General features: G+C 42.1%; 19 protein-coding genes and 1 other annotated feature. Of the genes, 17 read left to right on the plus strand and 2 right to left on the minus strand.

Going from position 1 to position 21,284, the window contains the following annotated elements:
• Positions 1-64 precede the first annotated feature (64 nt).
• The 9 genes from radA to ORH16_RS14700 all read left to right on the plus strand — a co-directional run bounded on the left by radA (position 65) and on the right by ORH16_RS14700 (position 9,760).
• The gene (gene radA / locus ORH16_RS14660) at positions 65-1,432 is read left to right on the plus strand and encodes a DNA repair protein RadA (RefSeq protein ID WP_416207868.1); all 1,368 of its coding nucleotides are present in this window, start codon (positions 65-67) and stop codon (positions 1,430-1,432) included.
• 111 nt (positions 1,433-1,543) lie between these two features.
• Entirely contained in the window at positions 1,544-2,668 is a 1,125-nt protein-coding gene (locus ORH16_RS14665) for a PIN/TRAM domain-containing protein (protein ID WP_265459595.1), read from the plus strand.
• A 285-nt stretch (positions 2,669-2,953) separates the two neighbouring features.
• Complete coding sequence (gene gltX / locus ORH16_RS14670) at positions 2,954-4,411, plus strand: glutamate--tRNA ligase (RefSeq protein WP_265459596.1); 1,458 nt, start codon at positions 2,954-2,956, stop codon at positions 4,409-4,411.
• Positions 4,408-4,691, plus strand: a binding site (T-box leader). (Overlaps the previous gene by 4 nt.)
• Before the next feature lie 102 nt (positions 4,692-4,793).
• Entirely contained in the window at positions 4,794-5,321 is a 528-nt protein-coding gene (gene epsC, locus ORH16_RS14675) for a serine O-acetyltransferase EpsC (RefSeq protein WP_265459597.1), read from the plus strand.
• The gene (cysS, locus tag ORH16_RS14680; protein WP_265459598.1) at positions 5,318-6,730 is read left to right on the plus strand and encodes a cysteine--tRNA ligase; all 1,413 of its coding nucleotides are present in this window, start codon (positions 5,318-5,320) and stop codon (positions 6,728-6,730) included. The genes epsC and cysS overlap by 4 nt, the downstream gene beginning before the upstream one ends.
• On the plus strand, positions 6,727-7,122 hold the full coding sequence (locus tag ORH16_RS14685; protein WP_265459600.1) for a Mini-ribonuclease 3: 396 nt from the start codon (positions 6,727-6,729) through the stop codon (positions 7,120-7,122). Before cysS ends, ORH16_RS14685 begins: the two co-directional genes overlap by 4 nt.
• Positions 7,115-8,005 (plus strand): 23S rRNA (guanosine(2251)-2'-O)-methyltransferase RlmB, encoded by an 891-nt coding sequence (gene rlmB, locus ORH16_RS14690; RefSeq protein ID WP_265459601.1) that lies wholly within the window; start codon positions 7,115-7,117, stop codon positions 8,003-8,005. The genes ORH16_RS14685 and rlmB overlap by 8 nt, the downstream gene beginning before the upstream one ends.
• On the plus strand, positions 8,002-8,553 hold the full coding sequence (locus ORH16_RS14695) for an NYN domain-containing protein (protein WP_265459602.1): 552 nt from the start codon (positions 8,002-8,004) through the stop codon (positions 8,551-8,553). The genes rlmB and ORH16_RS14695 overlap by 4 nt, the downstream gene beginning before the upstream one ends.
• A gap of 121 nt (positions 8,554-8,674) precedes the next feature.
• A complete protein-coding gene (locus ORH16_RS14700; protein ID WP_265459603.1) occupies positions 8,675-9,760 on the plus strand; it encodes a DUF3810 domain-containing protein in 1,086 nt (361 codons plus the stop codon).
• Positions 9,761-9,826: 66 nt separating this feature from the next.
• Here ORH16_RS14700 and ORH16_RS14705 read toward each other — a convergent pair whose 3' ends face one another.
• Complete coding sequence (locus ORH16_RS14705; protein WP_265459604.1) at positions 9,827-10,195, minus strand: winged helix-turn-helix transcriptional regulator; 369 nt, start codon at positions 10,193-10,195, stop codon at positions 9,827-9,829.
• 108 nt (positions 10,196-10,303) lie between these two features.
• Here ORH16_RS14705 and ORH16_RS14710 point away from each other — a divergent pair, with 108 nt between their 5' ends.
• The 4 genes from ORH16_RS14710 to ORH16_RS14725 all read left to right on the plus strand — a co-directional run bounded on the left by ORH16_RS14710 (position 10,304) and on the right by ORH16_RS14725 (position 13,562).
• Positions 10,304-11,512 (plus strand): serine aminopeptidase domain-containing protein, encoded by a 1,209-nt coding sequence (locus tag ORH16_RS14710; RefSeq protein ID WP_265459605.1) that lies wholly within the window; start codon positions 10,304-10,306, stop codon positions 11,510-11,512.
• 53 nt (positions 11,513-11,565) lie between these two features.
• Positions 11,566-12,396, plus strand: coding sequence for a helix-turn-helix domain-containing protein (locus ORH16_RS14715; RefSeq protein ID WP_265459606.1), 831 nt, complete (start codon positions 11,566-11,568; stop codon positions 12,394-12,396).
• A gap of 69 nt (positions 12,397-12,465) precedes the next feature.
• Entirely contained in the window at positions 12,466-12,873 is a 408-nt protein-coding gene (locus ORH16_RS14720) for a hypothetical protein (protein ID WP_265459607.1), read from the plus strand.
• A 23-nt stretch (positions 12,874-12,896) separates the two neighbouring features.
• Positions 12,897-13,562, plus strand: coding sequence for a hypothetical protein (locus ORH16_RS14725; RefSeq protein ID WP_265459608.1), 666 nt, complete (start codon positions 12,897-12,899; stop codon positions 13,560-13,562).
• A 450-nt stretch (positions 13,563-14,012) separates the two neighbouring features.
• Here ORH16_RS14725 and ORH16_RS14730 read toward each other — a convergent pair whose 3' ends face one another.
• On the minus strand, positions 14,013-15,251 hold the full coding sequence (locus ORH16_RS14730) for a DUF5068 domain-containing protein (RefSeq protein ID WP_265459609.1): 1,239 nt from the start codon (positions 15,249-15,251) through the stop codon (positions 14,013-14,015).
• Between the two features lie 1,129 nt (positions 15,252-16,380).
• On the opposite strand from ORH16_RS14730, the gene ORH16_RS14735 reads away from it, so the two are divergent.
• The 4 genes from ORH16_RS14735 to leuD are packed head-to-tail and all read left to right on the plus strand — an operon-like array spanning position 16,381 to position 20,939.
• Positions 16,381-17,919 carry a 2-isopropylmalate synthase gene (locus ORH16_RS14735; protein ID WP_265459610.1) on the plus strand — a complete coding sequence of 513 codons (1,539 nt, stop codon included), beginning with the start codon at positions 16,381-16,383 and terminating at the stop codon, positions 17,917-17,919.
• Entirely contained in the window at positions 17,916-18,971 is a 1,056-nt protein-coding gene (gene leuB / locus ORH16_RS14740; protein WP_265459611.1) for a 3-isopropylmalate dehydrogenase, read from the plus strand. Before ORH16_RS14735 ends, leuB begins: the two co-directional genes overlap by 4 nt.
• Positions 18,971-20,341 carry a 3-isopropylmalate dehydratase large subunit gene (gene leuC, locus ORH16_RS14745; protein WP_265459612.1) on the plus strand — a complete coding sequence of 457 codons (1,371 nt, stop codon included), beginning with the start codon at positions 18,971-18,973 and terminating at the stop codon, positions 20,339-20,341. Before leuB ends, leuC begins: the two co-directional genes overlap by 1 nt.
• Positions 20,342-20,351: 10 nt before the next feature.
• The gene (gene leuD, locus ORH16_RS14750; RefSeq protein ID WP_265459613.1) at positions 20,352-20,939 is read left to right on the plus strand and encodes a 3-isopropylmalate dehydratase small subunit; all 588 of its coding nucleotides are present in this window, start codon (positions 20,352-20,354) and stop codon (positions 20,937-20,939) included.
• The last annotated feature ends 345 nt before the right edge of the window (positions 20,940-21,284 follow it).

Consider the following 21,284-nt stretch of genomic DNA (forward strand, 5'->3'; position numbering starts at 1 on the left):
TGAGAATCAAACTAAATTTCTCTTGAGAAATTTAATACCTTGAAATGAGCTAGGAGGAATCCTTTTGGCAAAAGCAAAAACGCAATTTGTCTGCCAAAATTGTGGGTATGTTTCACCAAAGTATTTAGGGCGCTGTCCTAACTGCGGTGAATGGAATACTTTAGTGGAAGAAATTGAACAAGATACAACAAATCGCCGGGTGCGAACTAGTTTAACCGGCGAAAAAGCCAAGCCGCAAAAATTAACAGAAGTGACCACCAAAAAAGAACCACGCATTAAAACTAATTTAGAAGAACTAAATCGAGTTTTGGGTGGTGGTGTGGTGCCGGGTTCCCTCGTGTTAATCGGTGGTGATCCCGGTATCGGGAAATCAACGCTATTGCTGCAAGTTTCTCAACAGTTGGCAGAAATTGGTGGCAAGGTGCTGTATGTTTCCGGTGAGGAAAGTGCCCAGCAGATTAAAATGCGGGCTGACCGCCTTGGTAACGGTAAAGGTGATTTTTACTTATACCCGGAAACGGATATGCATGAAATTAGTCGAGCCATTGAAAATCTGACTCCTGATTATGTGATTATCGATTCGATTCAAACGATGACCCAACCGGACATCAGCAGTGTGGCCGGCAGTGTCAGCCAAGTTCGGGAAACGACAGCGGAGCTATTGAAGTTGGCCAAAACAAATGGCATTGCGATTTTTATTGTCGGGCACGTCACCAAAGAGGGCTCGATTGCGGGACCCCGCATGTTGGAGCATATGGTGGACACTGTGTTATATTTTGAAGGGGATAAGCACCATACCTTTAGAATTTTACGGGCAGTCAAAAATCGTTTTGGCTCGACGAATGAAATCGGCATTTTCGAAATGCATGAAAATGGTTTAGAGGAAGTAGCGAACCCTTCGCAGGTTTTTCTAGAGGAACGTCTGGCGGGCTCCACCGGTTCAGCGATTGTAGTGACGATGGAGGGCAGTCGACCGATTTTAGTTGAAATCCAAGCTTTGGTCACGCCAACAATGTTTGGCAATGCTAAGCGAACAACTACGGGATTGGACTTTAATCGAGTTTCTCTGATTATGGCGGTGCTGGAAAAACGCACTGGACTGCTACTGCAAAATCAGGACGCTTATTTAAAAGCGGCCGGCGGTGTAAAATTAAATGAACCGGCGATTGACTTAGCCTTAGCCGTCAGCATTGCTTCGAGTTATAAAGAAAAAGGGACGCAGCCGACAGAATGTTTTATCGGAGAAATTGGTTTGACCGGTGAAATCCGCCGAGTCAGCAATATTCAACAGCGGATTAAAGAGGTTCAAAAGCTTGGCTTTACCAAAGTCTATGTCCCCAAGAATAATTTAAGCGGTTGGCAACCGCCTAAAGGCATCGAAGTTATCGGCGTCGCAACTCTAGCTGAAACATTGAAAAAAGTTTTTAATTAAGATTTTCAGCCCTCTGCTGAAGGGCGGTAGCCAGATTAGTCCGCTGGCTTTCAGCAGTCAGAGCTTGATTATAAAAAATAAGTTGAAAGACAGACACGAGGAGAGTAGCTTATGCAAAAGAGAATGATTTCGCTGATTATGGCAATCATTGGCGCTAGCTTGGGATTTTCCTATTTGCCATTTTTTTGGCAGATGCTAGGCCAACAAGATAATAATTGGCTGAACAATCATTTTACGAACAGCCTGATTGGTGCCATTATTCTATTTATTTTATCTTTGGCTTTCGCAAAATACATTGTTCGCCTGATTCGCCGTATTGAAAAAGAGATTAGCGAGGTAAGTTTAACCTATCTATTATTTGGAGCTGTTGGGGCGATTATCGGCCTGACATTGGGGGTCATTATTTCGACACCTCTGTACCGGATTGAAATTCCGGTAATTAACAGTATTCTGCCGATTATCCTGATGCTGATTTTTGGTTATTTAGGTTTTCGGGTGGGAACGACTCGGATTGAAGAATGGCGCAAGATTTTTACCCCCCGCAGTAAAAAAGCGGAGGAGAGTGCTGAAGGACAAATGTTGGATCGCAAGGCTGAGGATTTTTTTCACAAATATAAAATTCTCGACACAAGCGTGATTATCGACGGTCGAATTTACGATATTGCGAAGACTGGCTTTTTAGAAGGAACGATTTTAATTCCTAATTTTGTCTTGTATGAATTGCAGTACATTGCCGATTCCGGCGATAGCTTAAAGCGGGTGCGCGGTCGCCGCGGCTTGGATATTTTAAATGCGCTACAAAAAGAAGATGGCATCGATGTGGAAATGTACGACGGTGATTTTGAAGATATTTCTGAAGTAGATAGCAAGCTGATTAAATTGGCAAAACTGTTAGACGGCGTTGTCGTTACCAATGATTACAACTTAAACAAGGTATCTGAATTTCAAAATGTGCCCGTGTTGAATATCAACGCTTTGGCCAATGCCGTGAAGCCAGTGGTGATTCCGGGAGAGGCGATGAATGTTCTCGTTGTGAAGGCGGGAACAGAACGGCAACAAGGGGTCGCTTATCTGGATGACGGCACGATGGTCGTGGTTGAAGACGGCCAGCATTATATGAACGAACAAATTGATGTCATCGTCACCAGCGCTTTGCAAACAGCAGCTGGCCGGATGATTTTTGCCAAACCGGCCCATTCTGATCGAGGCATCAATGAAAAAAATGACGAGAGTTAACACAGTTGATTGACCTTTACTAATGATTAGGAAGAGGGTAAAATGCAGATGGAGCGCAGAGGCTAAGACATTCATTTAAAATGTTTGTCGTCACCTTTGCACGTTTGCTTGCAGATAGACAGTGAAACCGGCTGTCAAATATCTGGAATGCCAGCAGAAAGCAATTTGGATTTTGTGATTGACTTGCCAGTTTTTCAACCAGCTGTTTACAAAAGCTGACGTTGGCAATACAAAAAAAATCGTGACCGACTGCTGGTCTTACAGATTAACTAAGGAGGAAAATTCATGTCAAAAGTACGTGTACGCTATGCACCAAGTCCAACTGGCCACCTACACATTGGGAACGCCCGGACAGCACTCTTCAATTATTTATTCGCCCGTCATAACGATGGCGATTTTATTATTCGGATTGAAGACACCGATCAAAAACGTAATATTGAAGATGGCGAAAAAAGCCAACTAGAAAACCTAGACTGGTTAGGCATGGATTGGGATGAATCGCCAGAAAATCCCGGCAAGTACGGTCCTTACCGTCAATCAGAGCGGAAGGATATCTATCAACCATTAATTGACCATCTGTTATTAAGTAATTTGGCTTATAAATGCTATTGTACAGAAGAAGAGTTGGAAGCAGAGCGGGATGCACAAAAAGCTCGCGGCGAAATGCCCCATTATTCTGGCAAATGTGCCAATTTAACCCCAGAGGAACAAGCGGAAAAAGAAGCGCAAGGCTTACAACCGGTGATTCGTTTTAGAGTGCCGAGAAATACGTCTTACACATTTGAAGATATGGTTAAAGGCGAAATCGTCTTTGAATCTGATAATATCGGTGGCGATTTTGTGATTCAAAAACGCGATGGCATGCCGACCTATAATTTTGCGGTAGCCGTTGATGATCACGAAATGGAAATCACCCACGTTTTACGGGGGGATGATCATATCGCCAATACGCCAAAACAATTAATGATTTATGCGGCATTTGGTTGGAAAGCACCAATCTTTGGCCATATGACATTAATTATTAATTCTGAAACGGGTAAAAAATTAAGCAAGCGGGATGAAAGTATTCTGCAATTTATCGAGCAATATCGGGAGCTGGGCTACTTGCCAGAAGCGATGTTTAACTTTATCGCCTTATTAGGCTGGTCACCAGTCGGCGAAGACGAAATCTTCAGCCAAGCAGAATTAGTGACCATGTTTAACCCAGACCGCTTGAGCAAATCACCAGCGGCCTTTGACGGCAAAAAATTAGAGTGGGTCAACAATCATTACATGAAGGAATTAGACCTAGATACTTTAACCGATATGGCCATTCCGTATCTGATTGCTGATGGCCGGGTAACGGAACCTGTTTCAGCGGAAAAATTAGAATGGCTGAAAAAAATTGTCAGCTTGTATCAACCGCAAATGAGTTATGCGGCAGAAATCGTGGAAGCCTCTAACTTATTCTTTATTGAACATCCGGTCTTGGATGAAGCTAGTAAAGAAGTTTTAGCTGGCGAAACAGTGCCAACTGTTTTACAAGCCTTCAAAAATCAAGTAGAATCAATGGAAGTCTTAGATGTGCCGACAATTAAAGCGGCAATCAAAGCCGTTCAAAAAGAAACCGGCGTCAAGGGGAAAAATCTCTTTATGCCGATTCGCGTGGCTGTTTCCGGTCAAATGCATGGCCCTGAATTAGCCGATACAATTGAATTATTAGGCAAAGAAAAAGTTCTTGCCCATTTAAACCAAGTCCTTTAAACATTTTGAAGGGAAGAAGTAGCAAAAAATTAATTTTCAGAGAGTCTGTGGCGCTGCAAACAGATAGTTAATTTTTGTGAAGTGCATCCCGGAATGGTTTTGACGAAAAGTAGTCAAAAACGGCAGTGACCGTTACCCACTTGAGGCGAGGCTGTGACTCAGTTTTAAGGGAAGCCCGTGAGACAATTTTTAAAGAAATTGTTTTCTAGCGGAGCTTTCAGCTTAACGACTGGCACAACTCGTAAACAAAAGTGGAACCACGTTCAAACACGTCTTTTAGAATTTATTCTAAAGGCGTGTTTTTTGGCGGTTAAATGGCTTGAGCAAGCTTGTTGGTTAAGAAGAGAAGATAGGTAGTTTTCTGTTAAAAGGAGGAAGAGTTATGGGTTGGTGGCAAGCAGCGATTGCCGCAGTCAAGCGCAATGACCCTGCAGCACGTTCGACAGCTGAAGTTGTCTTGACGTACCCCGGTGTCCATGCATTATTTTTTCATCGTTTGTCCCATTTTTTATATCGTCATCAGCGATTTTTATTAGCCAAAATCAACGCTCAGTTTTGGCGTTTTATCACCGGCATTGAAATTCATCCGGGAGCTGAGATTGCCAGCGGTGTTTTTATCGATCACGGGTCAGGCTTGGTGATTGGTGAAACCGCAGTGGTGGAAAGCGATGTTGTCTTGTTTCACGGGGTGACCTTGGGAGGCACCGGCAAAGACCAAGGTAAGCGCCATCCGACCATCAAACAAGGAGCGCTGATTTCAGCCCATGCCCAAGTTTTAGGACCGGTGACGATTGGTGTTGCTGCAAAAATCGGCGCCAGTGCCGTAGTGATTACCGATGTTCCCGATTATGGAACGGCTGTCGGCATTCCAGCCAAAGTTGTCAGGATTAAAGGAGAGAAAGTTGAATGATTAAAATTTATAATACCTTGAGCCGCCAAAAGGAAATTTTTACGCCCTTAAGAGAAGGCCAGGTGGCGATGTACGTCTGCGGACCGACCGTTTATAATTATATCCATATCGGCAACGCTCGCAGTACGGTAGCCTTTGACACGATTCGCCGCTATTTTGAATACCGCGGCTTTGCGGTCAATTATGTCTCAAACTTTACCGACGTGGATGATAAAATTATTCGAGCGGCTCAAGAATTGCAGCTGTCTGCTCCAGAAGTAGCCCAGCGTTTTATTGCCGCTTTTAAAGAAGATACTGCCGCTTTAAATGTCAAACCGGCAACACTGAATCCACAGGTGATGGACCATATTCCTGATATTATTGAATTTATCGAAGTCTTGATCAACAAAGGCTTTGCCTACGAATCTGGCGGCGACGTCTATTATCGCACACGGAAATTTAAAGATTACGGACAATTAAGTGACCAGAGTATTGATGAATTAGAAGTTGGTGCGAGTCAACGGACCGGCGCTGAACTAGATTTAAAGGAAGACCCGCTTGATTTTGCTTTATGGAAAAGTGCCAAGGCTGGCGAGATTGCTTGGGATTCACCTTGGGGACAAGGGCGCCCCGGCTGGCATATCGAGTGCTCGGTGATGGCGACTAAACATTTGGGCGACACGATTGATATTCATGGTGGTGGGCAAGATTTAGAATTTCCCCATCATGAAAATGAAATCGCCCAAAGCGAAGCCAAGACCGGCCATAAATTTGCCAACTATTGGATGCACAACGGCTACGTGACCATCGGCGATGACGATGAGAAAATGAGTAAATCGCTAGGGAATTTTGTGACTGCCCATGAGATGATTCAGCGGATTGACCCACAAATTTTGCGTTTCTTTATGGCAACGACGCAATATCGCCGGCCGATTCGTTATAGTGAAGCTACGTTACAAGAAGCCACCGCTAATTTGCAAAAATTGCGGAATACTTATGAAAATGTGCAGTTTCGTTTGCAGCAGGATTTTGCAACTGAGACAGAAACTTCGGCTAGCTTAGCGGAAATTGCCGCCTTTGAAGAGGCCTTTATTCAAGAGATGGATGATGACTTCAATGCCGCCAACGGTATCACGGTGGTGTATGATTTAGCAAAGTGGCTGAATACCCATCTTGAAGCTAGCACAGCTAGTCAAGCCAGTTTAACAAAAGGCTTGCAGGCTTTTGTTGGGATGCTAGCGGTCTTTGGTATTTTCTTTAAAGAAGCTGAATTGTTAGATACCGATATTGAAGTGTTGATTGAGGAGCGTAATCAGGCCCGCAAAGATAAAAACTTTGCCCGCAGTGATGAAATTCGTGACCAGCTAAAGGAGCAAGGAATTATTTTGGAAGACACCCCACAGGGAGTTCGCTGGAGAAGAGAAGCATGAGAGATTATCAACAATTAAACGGCTTAGCATTAGCCTATGTCGGTGATGCGATTTATGAAATTTATATTCGTGATTATTTAGTCGAGCAGGGACAAACTCGACCAAATAAGCTACATCATATGGCGACAAACTATGTCTCCGCCAAGGCGCAAGCCTCTTTGATGGAGGAATTACTGGCAGCAGACTTGCTGACTGAAGAAGAAATTCTTTTTTACAAGCGCGGCCGCAATGCCAAAAGCCATACGACCGCAAAAAATGCCGATGTGATGACCTATCGGATTTCCACCGGCTTTGAAGCCTTGATGGGCTATCTGCATTTAACTAAACAACAAGAGCGCCTTGAAGAATTAATTGCTTGGTGCATTGAGAAAGTGAGAGAGACCAATGGCTAGACGACCAGAAAAACGCCAAAATGACCAGCGTTCAAAAAAAATCGGCGGTGCTAATCAGCGTAAACGCAATGACCAACCAGCCAAGCGCAATCGCCGTAATGACGAAACCCCTAACAAAAATCAAGCCGAGCAGCCGGTTGAATTATCCGCAGATTTTACCTTTGGCTACCACGCCAGCGTGGAGGCTCTAACCCAGGGCAAAGGCAATAAATTATTTTTGCAGGAGGATGCCAAAGGGGAAAAGATTCAGCGTTTAAAAGAATTAGCTCAAGAACATAGCGTCCCAGTCAAATGGGTACCCAAAGCTAAACTAGATGACTGGAGCAGCTCAGGTGTCCACCAAGGCATTGTTTTAGCCACGACACCTTATGAATATTTGGAGTTAGAAGAATTACTGGAGCAGGCTTTGGCTAAAACAGAAACACCATTTTTCTTAATTTTAGATAGCATCGAAGATCCCCATAATTTTGGCTCGATTTTACGGACGGCCGATGCCAGTGGTGTGAGCGGTGTGATTATTCCTAAACATCGGGCTGTCGGCATCACGCCGGTGGTTGCTAAGGCTTCAACCGGTGCCGTGGAATATGTGCCGATTGCCAGAGTAACCAATTTGAGTCAGGCGATTCAGCGCTTGAAGGAGAAAAATTTCTGGATTTTTGGCACGGATATGACGGGTACTAATTTTCAAAAATGGAATGCCCAAGGAGCGATTGCTTTGATTATCGGCAATGAAGGCAAGGGCATGAGTCAAGGCTTGAAAAAAGAAGTCGATGAGATGCTGACGATTCCGATGACTGGCCACGTTCAAAGTTTAAATGCCAGTGTGGCTGCCGGCTTGCTGATGTATCAAGCCTTTAGTCAACGGGGCGGTGGTCAGTCGTGAAAAAGCAACTATTACTTGTTGACGGCTACAATATGATTGGTGCATGGCCGGAATTGGTGCAGCTTAAAAAACAAGATTTGCTGGAGGATGCCAGAGAGGCGCTACTCAATCGCCTTTCCAATTATGCCAAGTACGAAGGCCTTGAAATTATTGTCGTGTTTGATGCTCAACTGGTTCCTGGGATTCAACAGGATTATCGAAAATATCAGCTGACGGTGGTCTTCACTAAAGAAAACGAAACCGCCGACAGCTATATTGAACGGGTGGCGGGGGAATTAAATACCATCGCCACACAGGTTACCGTTGCCACCAGTGATATGGCGGAGCAGTGGGTTGTCTTTTCTCAAGGGGCATTGCGAACATCGGCCCATGAGCTCTATAAAACAATCCAAAAAACCGAAAATTATATTAAAAAAGATACCGCCGATTTACATTTTACAGATTTTCGCCGCAACTCACCGTGGAATGAAAACCAGCTGACGGAATTAAACCAAAAGCTCCATGACTTGATGGAAAAAAAGCCATCAAAAGGCAAAAAGAAAAAGTAAACAATAAAATTCTAGAAACCGCTCAACTTGCTTGAGTCGCTTCTAGAATTTTTTTGATTGAAAGACACTCCCCGCTGGATGTAAAATGAAAGCATGAGAAAGCCATATTAAAGGGGAACCTATGAAGAAATTTTTATTAAAACGCTGGCTGTGGCTGATTCCGGGCATTTTGGCCTTTCTGCTGACGCAATATGCCAAAGCTAATCCCGTCTGGACAGAGCAGGTTTATAGTTTAACTATTTATCCTAAGCTGACCACTGTCGTTGGCTTTCTGCCATCACTAATCTCATTTTCTTTAACAGAGTGGGTGGTTGTGTTATTTATCATTTTTGTTGTCGCATTACTGATTTTTTATATCCGCAAAATAATCAAGGGTCAAAGTCACCGGGGCTGGCTTGCTTACAAAGCCTTAGCAACTGGTTTCGGAATTTTCAGTGTCGTCTATTTTGTTTTTACGGCTTTGTGCGGATTAAATTACTATCGCCAAACCTTTACTTACTACACGGGTTATACGTTGGGCGAAACCGATGAAACCCAGTTGCAGCAGCTCTGTCTTGATTTAGCCGAGGAATTAGACACGGTTCGGGCCCTATTACCGGAGGATATTTACACTTCGCAGGATTTTGAAGCCTATGCAGAACTTTCGGTGACGGCAATAGCGAAATTGGCAGAAACTTATCCCGTGCTAGAGCGCTCGCTATATTCTAAGCCCAAGCCAGTTTTATTATCAGACGTGATGTCGCAGGCGGGAATTTCCGGTGTCTTTTTTCCATTTACGATGGAGTCCAATATTAACAAACAGGTGCCTTTTTACATGATTCCTTCAACAATGGCCCATGAGCTGGCACATCAAAGTGGTTTTATGCGGGAAGATGAAGCTAATTTTATTGCGTACCTTGCTAGTCAAAAAGTTGATGATCCGCTGATGAATTACAGCGGACTATCATTAGCCTTCAACCATGCTATCTCGGCTTTGAATCGGGTCGATGCTGAACAAGCTACGTTTATCAGAGAAAATCTCTCAGAAAAAGTGCAGGAGGACCGAGCCTATTATGCGGCCTATTTGAGTGACTATCGCGGCTTATTTTATCATTTCTCTACCAAGGTCAATGACACTTATTTAAAGGCCAACAACCAAAGTGATGGCGTTGCCAGCTATGGCCGGATGGTGGAGCTGATGTTGGCGGAGCGGCGGGAAGTTGACTGAGAAATCCAATTTTTTAACATACTTTAGTCTAAAAATTGCTTGCCAGTTTCAGAAGTGATTTTTAAATTAAAGTTTTTTTGCTTTCATCGTTTCAAAATTTGCCCGGTTTGATAGAATTGCTTGTTCATTTTCCCGCAACCAACTTTTAACCTGCTCTAAAATCGGTAACACGCTGAGGCCTAAAGGAGTCAAGCTATAGCTAACAGGAAAACCGGTTGAGCTTTCCCCTTCCTTTTGAATCAGCCCAGAAGCCAATAATTGCCGCAGGTTTTCCGTTAATACTTTGCGGGAAACGCCAACCATTGCCCGATCGAGTTCCGCAAAGTTGTAATCTTTTTCAGCTAACAAGAGGATTATAAAGGGCACCCATTTGCCTAATAGCGGCAGCGCCACCTCCCGCAAGCGTTGTTCATTATGGAGATTTTTATTTTGCACCTTGAGGTAACCTCTTTTCTAAATGATTGTAGCTTACTATAATGAATTTCATTATAGCATGAGCCAAAATAATCAGTTGGCAACATCAGGAAAGAAAAGGCGAGTAGAATGAAAAAACATTTTTTTAAGAATTTTGCATTTGAGTTTGAGATAACCCGTTTAATGTGGTATGCCCCTTTTGGCGGAGCAGATTATGGGGAGGTGGCTACGGTGGCTGAAAAAATCCAAGATGGCAATTATGAATCTTGGTATGTCCAGTGGCAAAAGATTGCTGAAAAATTGCAACAACGTGGCCAAAAATTAGAAGAGAATCGACTGCAGGAACTTGCAGCTGCTGCATACTTTAGAGGGAGCCGCTATTATCAGGCGGCCGAATTTTTCCTGCCGCCAAGTGACTCTCGCAAAAGAGAGGCTTATCAAAATTCAGTAGATTTGTTTTATCAGGGGCTGGATTTGAAAAAAATCACCTTTGTGAGAAATGTAATTGAGTATGACAATTTGAAATTGCGCACTGTTTATTTTCCCACACAGCAGGCTGCAAAAGGCACCATTTTTATCTGTGGTGGTTTTGATGCGTTGTTGGAGGAATTGTATTTTACTAACGTACAGGCCGCCACACAGTCTGGCTATGATGTGGTTCTTTATGAAGGTCCAGGACAGTCGGCAGTCATCAGAAATTATCAGCAACCCTTTGAGGCTGATTGGCACTTAGCCGTTAAAGCGGTCGTATCTTATTATGAAAAAGAACGTGGGCCCTTGAAAAATAAAATTGGTATTGGCCTCTCCTTGGGCGGTTTGTTGTTGGCGAGGACTGCTAGCTTCGAAAGCCAGTTGTTTGATAAGGTTATCTTGTATAATTATTTTCCTTCCATGCAGGAATCTTTTAAATTTGCCTTGCCAAAATTTTTGCATCCCTATTTGAAGAAGGGCTTTCCCGCTAGATTGGAAAATATTAGCAGCTGGTATATTCGGCATCACAAATTTTTAAACTGGCAAGTAGAGCACGCAAAATGGGTATTTGGTGCCACGAGTCTTAATAATCTTTTGAAAAAAACAGCTGCTTTTAGCGAAGAGCTAGCCTATAGCAACTTAACCGCTGATTGTTTAATCTTTTTGGCGGAAAAAGAAAATTATTATGATTATCGACTGGGCCTAAACTTCTTCGAAAAAATTCCTGCGTCCCGCAAAAAACTAGTCTGTTTCAATAAAGAAAAATTTTCCTCTGAGCTCCATTGCCAAAATGGTGCAGCCTACGAATCTCAAGAGGTATTATTTTCATGGCTGGCAGAGCTGGAGACAGAAATTGACATTGCTTAATTGGATTGGGATAATTTATGGAACAAATCGGAAATGAAAGCAGGACACTGCCAATGGGAAAACAACAGTTTGGGCACACTTTGAAGGCTCTACGTAAGCAAAGAGGCTTGTCGCAAAAGCAGGTCTGTCAGGATATTTGCTCACAACCGATGTTATCGGCGATTGAAGCCGGCAAATACCTTCCAAATAGTCGACTGCTGATTCAATTATGTCAACGTTTGGAAATTCAGGCGGAAGTTTTAGTTTTGGATAGCCATTATGCTATCAGTGAGAATCTTTCCTTTAGTCAAAAGGTCGAGGAATTATGCAATTCCCATCAGTATAAAGAGTTGCAAGAATTTCTCCTGCAACCTGAAATCTTGGAACAGCTGACCACGCAAGCGCAATTTCAAGCGTACTATTACTATTTAGGTTGCTGTGAATTTCATAATAGCCAGAGTATGCTACAGTCTGAGGAAAACTTCAAATTGTCTTTAGCAGAGGTTAAACAGGCTGCTAAACCTTCTAGCTTAACCCGTTTGGCTTTTGCTAGCTTAGCAATAATCAGTGCTAAGCGTCAGCAGCACAAGAGTACAATAGCTTATCTTGAACAAAGTCTGCTAGATATAAAGACTGCGCCATATGAAGCCAATTTGAATATTATTTTTTACTTGGATGCTTTAGCACTATTTGAATTGAAAGATTATCCAGCAGCTGCCGCCATGATTGAAGAGGGTGTTGCGTTTATCACCAGTCATGACTCTCATTTTATGCTGGCAAATTTATTCTATCTATTAGCTTTGACTGCCGAAAAGTCAGCTGAAAGCAGCCAGCTTGAATCTGCTAGCAATAAGAGTGCTCTGTTGGAGGATTTGTTTCAAGAAGCAGTGTTTAAGGAAATATAAGGACGCTTATTTTTCCGTTTGCTTAGAATTCGTTATCCTTTGTTTATCAAATAAAGGAGGCGGTTTAACATGACTAAACCACTATTTACAAATGTAACAAGCACGACAGCAACGACTGAAAGAGTTCGAGATTTCTTGTTAGACTTGGAAAATATCACACAATGGGCTCCAGAGATTAGCTCCCTGCAAAATAGCGAAATGGGAATGACCCTAACGAGGATAGGACATGCGTTGAACGCTGTTGAGGAGATATCGGTGACCGAAGCTGACGGTAAAATTATTTACCATAGCATCGGCGGCAAGCTGGCCTATGATCTAGAATTCGTTTTAGAAAAACAGCAGCAGCAAACGAAAATTTCCCAAATGCTTCATTTTACGGAACCAAATTATTTAAGCATTCCCCTTTCACTAGTTAAGCCAATAATAAAACAAGCATTTCAAGAAAATTTGCATCGTTTGGCAGCAGTTGTACAATAATAAAAATAGCAAAAGGAGACAATATGTTAGATGTCTTATTGATTGGTCCCCTCGGCTGGGAGGCCTCGGTCTGGCAATTTGTGACCGAGCAGTTTCCTACTAAAAGGTTCGCCTATCTCACTTATACAGACGAAAATTTAGAACAGCTAGCAAGTAAGACTGATTTTCTTAATCAGCTCAGTGACTTGCAGGAGCAGCTGACACCGGAAACTCTGATTATCTCAGCATCTTTTGGGACCGTTGTTCTTCTCAGCTTTTTAGAGGAGAATTTCATAAGCAATCCGCTGATTTTGATTGATGGTTTTCAACAACTACCGGAAAAAGCGGCAATTCCTGCACTATTTGCCGAACGTCCCGAAGAATTTTCCGATAAACAAGCCTACTTGAATACTGTCTTAGACGAAACTGATCAAGAAAATTCGCAATTGGTAAAAATTGCACTGGATAATTTAACGGAAAAGCTACGAGTGACCACCTCTAATCACAATTACGTAAAGGCTTTGTCAGCCTTTAGCGGCGTTAATCCTGCAGAAATTTTGCAGCGGCTGGCTCTTGATACTAGCTATGTTTTCTCTAGTGTGCCCATTGCAGGAGTGAAAATGACAGCCATTACTCCGGAGAGTCATTTGTTAATGCTGACTAATCCGCAACAGCTGTTGGCTGTGATTGGTAAAAAATTAGCACAATAAAAACTTAGTAAAGCCTCACAACTTTTGCTGTGAGGCTTTTTTTCTGCAATTTAACATTCCCAAACAATTCCTGAACAAGTTTTAAAACATTCACTCGGTAAACTAAAGCCATAGAAAACATTGAAAAGAGTTTATGAAGATGTGGTAGCTTTGGCACTTGTTTCGGTATGATAGTGGTGTTACTTTACTATGTATAATATACGTTGCTCGCTATTAGTTTAAGTAACTGATTGAGTAGAGTAGCGACAAAGTTTATTCGTACTGATTGGCAAGAGGCTGGTACAATAAAAAACCACGCAGGCAGATGAAGCTAGCTTTTAGGTGCGCTTCATCTGCAGCGAGGATTTTTTGATAATCTAATGAAAATTTTTCATCTTACTTAGTTTTGATGTTTTAGTGATGAGAATGCTTAGTCTTCAAGCGAGTCAGCCAAGAGATGAAAATCTAGTATCAATTATTGAATTCAAAGTCTACATCGCCAATCATGGTCAAACGCTCAAAGTCAGTATTGTATAGGCTGACATCTAGAACATAGCTTTGGTCCTTGTATAATTTATCGTAAGAATCTTTATCAAGTAAAAAGGCGATATATTTGGTGCCAGTCTCACCTGTTGATAATTCAGGGACATCTGGAGCCACTTCTAAAGAATTTTGATTCATAAATTTTACAGAGCCGACAGTTAAAGTTGCTGAAGTACCATCGAAATTTAAGACTGTCGAGCTGTTGTTTGTTGCAGTTACTTTTGCTGTCAGTATGACCACGCCTGTTTCAAAATTACTGAACCGGCTGCTTTGATCTTCATTAGGTGAAAAGTCTGAGACTTGATAACCATCAAAGGAAACGCTGATGTCTTCAAATTCGGCAGTTTCTCCAATCTCCTCAGATGTAATTAACGTTTTCTCGCCCCAATTTTCTACAGTTAATTTATCACTGTAAAACTCTCCATCAGAGACACTACTTTCCCCGCTACCAGAGAAAGGGATTCGGACATCTTTAGAAGCCACAATGGTATCCTCTGATTTAAAGCTACTTTCGACACTATAGACTGCAGATAGAGATAACGTCCCTTCCTGATATTCGTCTATTTTCTCCATTGCCTCTGGTGCAACAGACATGGCGATAAAACCTGAGACACTTTCGCCAGCTGGGACAGCATAACTTGCACTAACCATTTGAGAAACTAAATCATTTTCAATAAGGCTATTGTTTCTTGCAATTGAGGAATCATAGCCTGTAACACTCATTGAAAAATTTGCATCCGGATAAACGGTAGCATCACTATTATTTTCAAAAGTGACGGCAAGCAAGACTACACCACCAACTTCGAATTGATCACCAAATGGAATCCGAAAATCTCTTGAAAAATTCTCAATCTGTAAATACTGATAGCCTTCGACAATAACACTGACATCCTCTGCTTCATTTACGATAGCTTCATTACTTTCGTACAGCACTTCCATGGATTCCGCTTCCGTTTTTTCCTGTAACATTTGATCAATTTCACTCCATGATCCGACAGATGCAGGCTCACTAGATGTTTCAGTAGAAATAGTGGTGCTAGTTTCGCTTGTGCTTGTTGCTGAAGCACTACTATCTGTGGACCCACTATTTTCTGCAGTGCCACAACCTGCTAAAAACAACAGACAAGAAAGCCCCCCTATTAACCCGATAAACCCTTTTTTCTTCATTATTTTTCCTCCTTTGGAATAAAATAAGTATACCGAACTATTTAATTTACTGGAATTATTATTTTTAATCAATAGTTATATCCTCAAATAAACAAGTAATTAATTTGCATAAATAATTTAATTATTATTGATGGTGACTATTAAAAAGGCTTGGGAACAAACATAAAAATTTCAATCCAATAGATATAATTTGGTTCATAGAGTTTCAAATTTGCTCCATTAACCTTTTCTCCATCAAATAGTCCAAAATTAATAAGTCTTGACTATTAGTTAAACAAAAAATGGGAATATTTTTAGAAACTGAAAAATAGTAATGAGGATAACCTACTAAGGCGATTACTAATCAGCCATCTAGGAGAAAATTTCATTGTCAGTTTAAAATAATGAGGAAGGGTGTTTGCTCAATAGTGCAAGAATTTTTTTGTGATGATTTTGTAGGAACTGACAGTACATAGTTTTGCATTTTAACATTTCCCAAACAATTCCTGAACAATTTGCTGACATTTTCCAGTTCGATTCATCTTGGAGCTAAAAGTAATAGAAGGCTTGGAGAAATTCGAATGGCAAATAAGAAGGTAGCTACAATCGTAACGATTGGCGTTGGTTTATTAGTGGCAGGTTTAATTATTAGAAAAAAACATAAATAATTTTTAGGAGGAATTTTAAAATGAGTATAGTAATTATAGGTATTACTGTGGGGATCATCATGGCATGATTATGGACGACACTATTGGTAGATTTTATTTCAAAGGAACGCAGCTCTGTGTTGTGGGTCATTAATTACAGGCGATTTTTTGTTTTTCTGAGGGATAATTTAATTTCGTGGAATTGAAGCGCAGAATGTTTAAGTAAAATTCTTTTTATTCAGAATATTGAAAAAACGCTTGACATTTTTTTCTTTTACCAGTATTGTTGACTGCATAGTAAATTAACTAAAAATTCTGAAAATTCAAAGGTGATTTTAATGACCAATCAAATTAAAGGCTATTCACGTTCATACGTTTACTTATTAATCTAGCGGGGCTCTTTTTCTTGTAAAAGATGAAAGGAGTCCTGTTCGCATTGCATAAAGTTAAAAACTTTATGGAATGCTTTTTTTATACATTTATTTCATTAGGAGGAAATTTATATGGCCAGAGAAATACAATTTTTTGATACGACATTGAGGGATGGCGAACAAACACCGGGGGTAAATTTTAATCCCCAAGAAAAACTACAAATTGCGCTCCAATTAGAAAAATGGGGCATTGACACCATCGAAGCCGGCTTTCCTAATGCTTCACCGGGGGATTTCGAATCGGTGACAAGCATTGCCAATGCTTGTCAAAGAATGACTGTTGCCGGCTTGGCCCGTTGTAAAAAAGAAGACATTGACGCGGCTTATAAAGCGTTAAAGGGGGCTAAGTATCCGCAGATTCACGTTTTTCTTGCCACTAGCCCAGTGCATATGGAATATAAATTGAAAATGACTCCGGATGAGGTATTAGATTCGATTACCGGACATGTGACCTATGCTAAAAAATATTTTGCCAAGGTACAATTTTCCCCAGAGGATGCGACTCGGACGCCGATTGATTTTCTAGTGAAGGCTGTTCAGCGGGCAGTAGATGCTGGAGCAACGATCATCAATATTCCCGATACAGTTGGCTATTCTAATCCCACAGAATATGGGCAAATTTTTAAAACAATGCGGGAAAAAATCCAAACCACTGAAGAGATCATTTATTCCTCCCACTGCCATGACGATTTGGGGATGGCGACAGCCAATGCGCTGGCGGCCATTGAAAATGGCGCCAATCGGGTGGAGGGAACGGTTAACGGCATCGGTGAAAGAGCTGGCAATACCGCCCTTGAAGAGGTTGCGCTCGCCCTTTATGTCAGAAAAGATTTTTACCAAGCCGGTTCGCAAATTGTTTTGGCGGAAACGAAAAAAACGAGTGACTTGGTGTCCAGATTGTCAGGAATCGCCATTCCTAAAAATAAGGCGATTGTCGGCGGCAATGCTTACGCCCACGAGTCAGGTATCCATCAAGACGGCGTGCTAAAAAATCCTGAAACCTATGAAATTATCACACCGCAATTGGTGGGCATTCAAACCAATTCGCTGCCACTGGGCAAGCTATCTGGGCGCCACGCCTTCTTCGCTAAGATTAAAGAGCTGGGCTACGATTTGAGTGAGGACAAAAAGAATGCAACCTTTGAAAAATTCAAAGCTCTGGCAGATAAAAAGAAACAGATTACCGATGTTGACCTGCATGCGTTAGTGACGACCCAACAGCAGGTTGAAGAAGCCCAAAGTGTTTTGGAAAATCTGCAGCTGCAATATGTTGCCAACGGCAAGCAAGGAGCCATTGTTGAAATTAAATGTCCGAAAAATACGACTAGTTACGTCGGCACCTCGGTTGGCCAAGGAAGCATTGAGGCAATTTATTCGGCAATTGACGAAGTTTATGCACGGCCCGTTCGTTTGGCGGAATACCAAATTCGAGCGCTAACTGAAGGAGAAGATTCTCAAGCAGAGGTGCGGGTGATGATTGAAGACACCGAAACTCACCACATGTATACCGGCGTCGCCATCAATTTTGATGTCTTGAAGGCTTCAGCGCTGGCTTATCTGCAGGCAAATGAAACGATGAAAAATATTTTTAAAGAGGAGCAAAAAGCATGAAGACAATTGTAGCACTGGCAGGCGATGGCATTGGCCCAGAAATTATGGCAAGCGGTCTAGAAATTTTAAAGACGATTTCAGCAATCGATCAATTGGAGTTTACGATTGAGGACAAAGTCTTTGGCGGAGCGGCCATTGATGAAACGGGACAGGCTTTACCGGCAGACACGCTAGCGGCCTGTGAAAAGGCCGACGCCATTTTATTGGGAGCCATCGGCGGACCGAAGTGGCAGACAGGTTCTGAAACTCCTGAAAAAGGCTTGCTGGCCTTGCGAAAATCTTTAAACCTCTTTGCCAATATTCGACCTATTACAATTTTAGATGAGCTGGTAAAATTTTCGCCGATTAAAGAAGAGATAGTCAAAGGCACAGACTTTGTCGTTGTCCGGGAGCTGACCGGTGGCATTTACTTTGGTGAACCAAGAAGATTGAGTCCTGAAGAAGCGTTGGACACCAATGTTTACACGAGAAAAGAAATTGAACGGATTATTCGCCAAGCCTTTGAGCTGGCGAAAACTAGACGCAAAAAAGTCACTTCTGTTGATAAGGCCAATGTTTTGGCCACTAGTAAACTCTGGCGCTCGATTGCCGAAGAAATTGCGACAGAATATCCAGAGGTCACGTTTGAAAATCAGCTGGTGGATTCTGTTGCGATGAAAATTATCCAAATGCCGACTGCCTTTGACGTGATTGTCACGGAAAATCTTTTTGGCGACATTTTAAGTGATGAGTCCTCTGTTTTGGCCGGCTCCATCGGCGTTTTACCAAGTGCCAGCCATAGTGATAATGGGCCTTCATTGTATGAGCCGATTCACGGATCAGCTCCGGATATCGCTGGGGAAAATTTAGCGAATCCTTTGTCAATGATTTATTCGATTACCATGATGTTAAAACAAAGCTTTGGTTATTTTGATAGTGCTGAAAAAATTGAACAGGCCTGCGATCAGGTGATAGCTGCAGGAATTTACACTCCCGATTTAGGCGGGAAATACGGAACTAAAGAATTTACACAAGAAGTCATCAACACACTACAATCGACGGAGGAAAAATAATGGCGCAAACTCTATTTGACAAGCTGTGGGAAAAACATGTCATCACAGGAAAAGAAGGCGAACCGCAACTTTTATATATTGATCTGCATCTCATTCATGAGGTGACTTCACCGCAGGCCTTTGAAGGACTACGGGAAAATCAGCGGGATGTACACCAAAAAAAGAAAACCTTTGCGACGATGGATCACAACACACCGACTAAGGATATTTACAACATCACCGATTTAATTTCGAAAAAGCAAATCGACACGCTGCGGGAAAATTGCCAAGAGTTTGGCATCGAGCTGTGCGATAACGGTTCGGAAATGCAGGGGATTGTGCATATGGTCGGACCAGAAACCGGCTTGACGCAGCCGGGAAAAACAATTGTCTGTGGCGATTCCCACACAGCAACTCATGGAGCTTTCGGGGCTTTAGCCTTTGGGATTGGGACCAGCGAGGTGGAACACGTTTTTGCAACGCAAACTTTGTGGCAAAGCAAACCCAAAAGAATGGGTGTAAAAATTACCGGTCAATTGCCTGAGGGCGTTTATGCCAAAGATATTATTTTGGCTTTGATTGCTAAATACGGCGTTGATTTTGGTGTCGGTTATGCTGTGGAATATCTTGGCGATACCATCGAGGCTCTTTCGATGGAGGAACGCATGACCATCTGCAACATGTCGATTGAAGGTGGTGCTAAGATGGGCCTGATTGCACCTGATGAAAAAACCTTCGCCTATGTTGCTGGTAAACAACATGCGCCAACCGACATGGCGGCTGCCATTAAAGATTGGCAGCAGTTGAAAACAGAGGAGGGTGCTCAGTTTGATGAGCTGTTGGAATTAGATGTCAACAATCTAGCCCCTTTTATCACTTGGGGAACTAATCCCGGCATGGGCATTCCGATTACTGACAAGCTGCCGGAAATTAAAGACATCAATGATGAGCGGGCTTATCAGTACATGGACTTGGTCCCGGGACAAAATCCGACTGACATTAATATCGAATATGTTTTTATCGGCTCTTGTACCAATGGCCGGCTTTCTGATTTGCAAGAAGCGGCTAAGATAATTGAAAATAAAACGATTAAAGATGGTGTGACTGGCATTGTTGTACCCGGTTCAAGACCGGTCAAAAGAGCGGCTGAGGCACTAGGCTTGGATAAAATTTTTCAAGCAGCGGGCTTTGAATGGCGGGAGCCGGGATGCTCGATGTGTCTTGGGATGAATCCAGACCGTGTGCCAGAAGGCATTCATTGCGCTTCTACTTCAAACCGCAATTTTGAAGGCCGGCAAGGGAAAAATTCCCGCACGCATATCTGCTCTCCAGCCATGGCAGCAGCGGCAGCCATCAACGGAAAATTTGTCGACATTAGAAAAACCATTTAAGGAGAAAAATATGGAAACTTTCACAGTGCATACAGGGCAAAGCGTCCCGCTTATGAATAATAATATCGATACTGATCAAATCATTCCTAAAGTCTTTTTGAAGCGGATTGAAAAAAAGGGCTACGGTCAATTTCTTTTCAACGATTGGCGTTACAGTGCTGGGCAGCAGGACAACCCTAATTTCATTTTAAATGAGCCGGCCTATCAGGGAGCCTCAATTTTAATTTCAGGGGAAAATTTTGGTTCAGGCTCCTCGAGGGAACATGCAGCTTGGGCAATTCTTGACTATGGTTTTCGGGCGGTTATCGCCGGTAGCTTTAGCGATATTTTTTATATGAACGCCATCAAAAATGGTTTGTTGCCGATTGTTTTACCTCAAGATGAACGAGATTTTTTGGCGGCTTTGCCTAAGGATAATCAAGTGACGATTGATTTGGCTGCTCAAAAAATCAGCGCTGGCGACCAGAAATTCACCTTCGAGATTGATGCCACTTGGAAGGACAAATTACTTAATGGTTTGGACGACATTTCAATTACTATGAATTATCAAGACGCAATAGCAGATTATGAGGCAGCAATCCCTAGCTATTGGCAATAGGGATTAAAAATAAACAAGCTGCTTAAACTCATAAAATGTTTCCGCTGATATAGAAAAAGCACAAGATGCTGAGCTAATGGTCGATAAGTCTACAGAGATTTAAATCTTTAAAGCAGATTGGCCTATCAGGAATGATACGTACGGACCTTTTGTGATAAAAAGAGTAGGAATCTTAGAAAAATAAAAAATTTTTCTAACTCCTTCTCTTTGCTTTTCATTTTTAAGAAAGAATAAGTTGGTCACGTCTGTGATATTTAGCTGTTTTTTAGTCAAAATCTAGCCTTCTCCCTTAATATCCAAAGAATTTCCCGCTAAAAACGAAATAGTATTAAGAATTTTCAGACA

It is taken from the genome of Enterococcus sp. HY326 (assembly GCF_026157065.1).
In the GTDB taxonomy this organism is placed as follows: Bacteria; Bacillota; Bacilli; order Lactobacillales; family Enterococcaceae; genus HY326.